Annotated in this window: 4 protein-coding genes and 1 pseudogene; 1 reads left to right on the top strand and 4 read right to left on the bottom strand. The window is 39.5% G+C overall.

The annotated features are described in order from the left end of the window. Nucleotides 1-100 precede the first annotated feature (100 nt). Nucleotides 101-517, bottom strand: a complete 417-nt coding sequence (gene lgt / locus E2L07_RS20105; protein WP_338121511.1) for a prolipoprotein diacylglyceryl transferase — start codon at nucleotides 515-517, stop codon at nucleotides 101-103. 156 nt (nucleotides 518-673) lie between these two features. On the opposite strand from lgt, the gene E2L07_RS20100 reads away from it, so the two are divergent. Beyond that, nucleotides 674-1,513: a cupredoxin domain-containing protein gene (locus E2L07_RS20100; RefSeq protein WP_134230486.1), complete on the top strand. Its 840-nt coding sequence runs from the start codon at nucleotides 674-676 to the stop codon at nucleotides 1,511-1,513. 43 nt (nucleotides 1,514-1,556) lie between these two features. Here the strand turns inward: E2L07_RS20100 and E2L07_RS20095 are convergent, their stop codons facing one another. The 3 genes and pseudogenes from E2L07_RS20095 to E2L07_RS20085 form a co-directional block, all read right to left on the bottom strand. Then, nucleotides 1,557-1,970: a rhodanese-like domain-containing protein gene (locus E2L07_RS20095; protein WP_134230485.1), complete on the bottom strand. Its 414-nt coding sequence runs from the start codon at nucleotides 1,968-1,970 to the stop codon at nucleotides 1,557-1,559. A 62-nt stretch (nucleotides 1,971-2,032) separates the two neighbouring features. Next, nucleotides 2,033-3,960: pseudogene (gene asnB / locus E2L07_RS20090) on the bottom strand (asparagine synthase (glutamine-hydrolyzing)). 180 nt (nucleotides 3,961-4,140) lie between these two features. After that, entirely contained in the window at nucleotides 4,141-4,353 is a 213-nt protein-coding gene (locus E2L07_RS20085; RefSeq protein ID WP_243855024.1) for a DUF1405 domain-containing protein, read from the bottom strand. Nucleotides 4,354-4,466 lie beyond the last annotated feature (113 nt).

The following is a 4,466-nucleotide window of genomic DNA, read 5'->3' as shown; positions in this document are numbered from 1 at the left end:
TTCATATGCACGCAACTCCATTCTTTCAAACTTGTTTCTAGTCAACTCAAGTATAAAAGAATTGGATGTTTGCGTGTTTTTTTATGCTCATATTTGTTTCTTAACCCCAACAAATATTATAGAGCCTTCCTTGAGCAAGGATAAGACTTGGCGCAGCGATATCAGCTACCTTCCAAAAAGAAACATGTTTCTTTTTGGAATAGAAGTATGCGGTCAGAAAAGCCCCGATTAACGCTCCATGAATGGCAATACCGCCTTCCCAAACAGCGATAATTTCATGTGGATTTTGACTGAAATATTCCCAACGAAAAATAACATAGTACAGTCTTGCTGCTATGATCGAAATCGGCAATGCATAGAGCAGCAGGTCTGAGAAAAATCCTTTCGGAAGACCGTGTCGGTTTGCTTCTCTGTCCGCTAACCAAAAGCCTAGGAAAACCCCCGTCATGATAATAATGCCATACCAATAGATAGTGAACGGTCCAAATTCAAGTGCGATTCGATTCAATGGTTCCAATTGACTTCCCCTCTCTCTTATTATGTTTCTTCAGTATAGGAGACAAATTTGAACAATCTGTGTTGAAACTTAAAAATTTTCATTCCAATACTTGTACATATTCAATCTTCCTCGTTAATAAGATTGAACTAACAACATAAGAAAGGAGCCAAAGGATTGATACAGTCAACGATGCTCAGTGTGGTTTTTATTCTTTTACTTAGCTGGTTAATCATCTTTGCATATATGTATCGAGAAAAACTTAGCCATATGGTGGGTATGGTTATTTCGATGACGGTAGGAATGATTGTTGGGATAAGTGTAGGAACACTATCTGCTATCCTATACCCTGAATCTTTTTTCGAAGTCACGATTATCAGTATGCTCATCGGGGGTCTCATTGGTGTGATTGCAGGTTATCCCTTTTCCTTAACAGCCATTTTAGATGGGCTCATGTCGGGAATCATGGGTGGAATGATGGGAACGATGCTCGGTCTAATGGTCCCACCCGAAAATCAGAACCAGTTACTAAATATCATAAGTCTGTTAACGGTTGGGGTTTTCTTTTTGGTTTACTTGCTGCAGGTTTCTGAAATTAATAAGGTGGGAAAAAGAAGCACGTCCCTTTTTCAACCGTTGCCTTATTTTTTAGTCGTTTGTTTCTTCATTTTTAGTTTTCATGGTTATTCTTTTGAGGTGAGCAATGGTTCGAGTCTTCACTCATCTCATTCAGAGAACCGAGTAGTGATGATTGATGCCGGTGAATATCAATTTACCCCTGGACAAATTCAAGTATCACAGAACGAGGAAATTACGTTTACACTCACAAATAATGGTTCAGAAGAACATGACTTTGAAATTAAAGGGTTAGATTATCATCTTCATGCCCTACCCGGCGGATCTGACAGTCTTTCTTTTACTTTCACCGAACCTGGGACATATCAAGCGGTATGTACCATCCCCGGACATAAAGAGGCAGGCATGATCGCCACAGTAATGGTTACTGAATCAGAATAAACAAAGGCCAGCATTGAATTTCCTTCAATGCTGGCCTTGCTATTTATTCGGTATCCAGCGGTCCATCCCACATCGTCATTCCCCCACCGAAGTTTGCGACATCATCAAAGCCCTGCTTTACAAGAAAACCTGCGCTTTCGATACCCATCCGCCCCGTATGGCAAATTAAAACGACTCGTTTATCCTCATCTAATTCGTCGTATCGCTGCTGAAAGACCTCATAAGGGATGTTGATTGCACCTGGTATGTGACCTTCCGCATAGAGTTCTTTCTCTCGCAAGTCAACGAATACTGCATTCTCGTTCCCAATTTCCTTCAGAACTTCTTCCTGGTTAATCTCTTCCCACTTCTGACTTTGTTCTGCTTTTGAGTCAGAAGAAAATGGATTAATGATGACCACAATAGCAAAGATAACCGCTAGGAAAAAAAGAACAGGGATTAAATATTTTTCGCTCATGTCCTGTGCCTCCCTCTCTAGATTCTTTTTGCTTTGATAAGTCGACTTTTAAATATGATTCTTTAGTAAGTCGATTCAACAAGAGACTCTCTTGGTGAGTCAAAATCATAGATTTTTTCAATGAAAATTTGATGCCACAACATAAAGGTTAGTACGGTCCATAATGGACGACTATAATCAGTCTTACTTTTTAACATTGAGTTTTCACCTAGGTTGATTTTCCGATGCTGCTCAAGTAGCTTGATGATTTCTTCTTTTTTGAATAGATAATCAGTCTGACTAGTCATAATTAAATCATAGGCCCAGTCATACATTCATTTTGCAACCAAAGTCGAATCGGGACAGGGAACCCTAACTTTGCCCGATTCACGATATGTTCTGGAACAATATGACTGACTGCTTCCCTGAGAGCAATTTTCGTTTGGGCTTTACTTACTTTTAATGATGGATGTAAATCTGCAGCGATTCGAAAGACTTCCTTATCTAAAAACGGAACTCGTAACTCTAGTGAGTGCGCCATCGTCATTCGATCCGCTTTTACGAGTATATCCCCTCTCAACCATGTCTGTAGGTCGATATACTGCATTTTCGTCATATCATCCAAATGCTGAATGCGATGATAGAATAGTTCCGTGACTTTTTGATAGTTAAAATCTGAGTGATAGTTTTTTAAGATGGTTCCTTTGTCCGCTTCTGAAAACATTTTTGCATTTCCGATATAACGCTCTTCAATAGGAGTAAGTCCCCGTTCAAGGAAGTTTTTACCCTTTATTTTATATGGAACTCTTTCCGTAATGAATTTCATCATTTTCTTCCCGCCATCCGGAAGCCGGGTCAGGGGACGAAGAGATAGTGGCTCCTTATAGATTCGGTAACCTCCAAATAGCTCGTCCGCTCCTTCACCGGATAAAACAACCTTCACCTGTTTCGCCGCTTCACGAGCAAGAAAGTAAAGAGGAATGGCAGCTGGATCGGCAACGGGGTCATCTAGATGCCAGATGATTTTCGGAAGCTCCTGCATAAATTCATCTACTGAAATTTGGTAATACGTATTGTCAACCTTCAGGGCCTCTGCCGTTTGTTTGACTGGTTCGATCTCGCTATAGCCGTATTGCTCAAAACCAACCGTAAACGTTTTGATATTGGGGTTAATTTGTTTCGCTAAAGCCACGATACACGTTGAATCAATTCCCCCTGATAAGAAGGAGCCCAAAGGGACATCGCTTACCATATGGCATTTGACCGATTCTTCTAAAGCTTGAACAATATTTTTTGAACTGGTTTCCTTGTCTCCCTGCGCTGGTTTAAACGATGGTTCCCAGTACTTTCTAATTGTCATTCTTTGATGTTGCTTTTTGATGAAATAACAACCTGGCTCAATTTTCAACGTCCCCTTTGTCATCGTCAGTGGCTCCGGAACATATTGAAACGTCAAATAGTGATGGAGTGCTTCTTCATTTAAAGACTCCTTATCTTGTATCAATGATAAACTTTTCTTTTCCGAAGCAAAGTAGATTTCATGTTCATTTTCTCCATACGCATAATATAAAGGCTTAATGCCAAAAGGATCTCTCGCTCCATAGAGGACGTTCTCCTGCTTGTCCCAAATCAGAATCGCAAACATTCCCCGAAGCTCAGCGAAGGCCTGTTCCTTTTTCAGACTAAAAAGAGCCAAAATCGTTTCCGAGTCCGACGACGTGTTAAACGTGCACCCCTTTTTTTCTAACCGATGTCGCAATTCTTTGTAATTATATATTTCGCCATTAAATACCATCCAATAACGATTATTTTCATAAGAAATCGGTTGCCGCCCATGTTCCAAATCGATGATACTAAGTCTTCTAAATCCAAAGACGACATGATGATCGACAAAGTATCCTGAGTCATCAGGCCCACGATGAACGATTGAATTCAACATATCGATTATCTTACTTTTATTCTTTTCGACCCCTTCTTCTTGGTCGTTTATATATCCAACAAACCCACACATGTGCTCCACCTCAAACTATCTTTTTTTCGTGTTGTTATACTTCAGAGAGTATGTTTTATGATACAATCGATGTTTGTTCTTTTTATGGAGAAATCGTAAAAAAATAAACAAAATGAAAAACACGAAAAAACGATTGAGCTTAGTGGAGCCCAATCGTTTTTTGCAAATAGATAATGAACACTAGAGCGACGTCTTCACATTCTTTCGTGCCACTAATCTATAAACCAAAAGAATACTAATGAAACTCAAAGATACAGTGAATCCATAAATATAGTGTAAATATGGATGTAATCCAGAATATACCCAAGGAAAAATCCCTAATGAATAGTCCATAATATCATTTGTTAGTGTCCAGATGGCTGCAACCGTAAGATGCTTAAATGTGTATGGCAAAATAAAAGTGCAGAGCTTTGCAAAGGAAAAATGCAGAGTCCTGCACTAAATTTTTGTGCGTAAACAAAAAAAGACTTGCCAGTCACCCCAAGTCCCACTACAGTAATTGTGTC

Source organism: Halalkalibacterium halodurans, from assembly GCF_004376175.1.
In the GTDB taxonomy this organism is placed as follows: domain Bacteria; phylum Bacillota; class Bacilli; order Bacillales; family Bacillaceae_D; genus Halalkalibacterium; species Halalkalibacterium halodurans.
Note: the sequence above shows the minus strand (reverse complement) of the source record. Positions and strands in the feature narration are given on the sequence as shown.

Excerpts from the sequence above, each read along its gene's own strand:
- E2L07_RS20095 (WP_134230485.1), bottom strand. The coding sequence starts at position 1,970 with ATGAGCGAAAAATATTTAATCCCTGTTCTTTTTTTCCTAGCGGTTATC.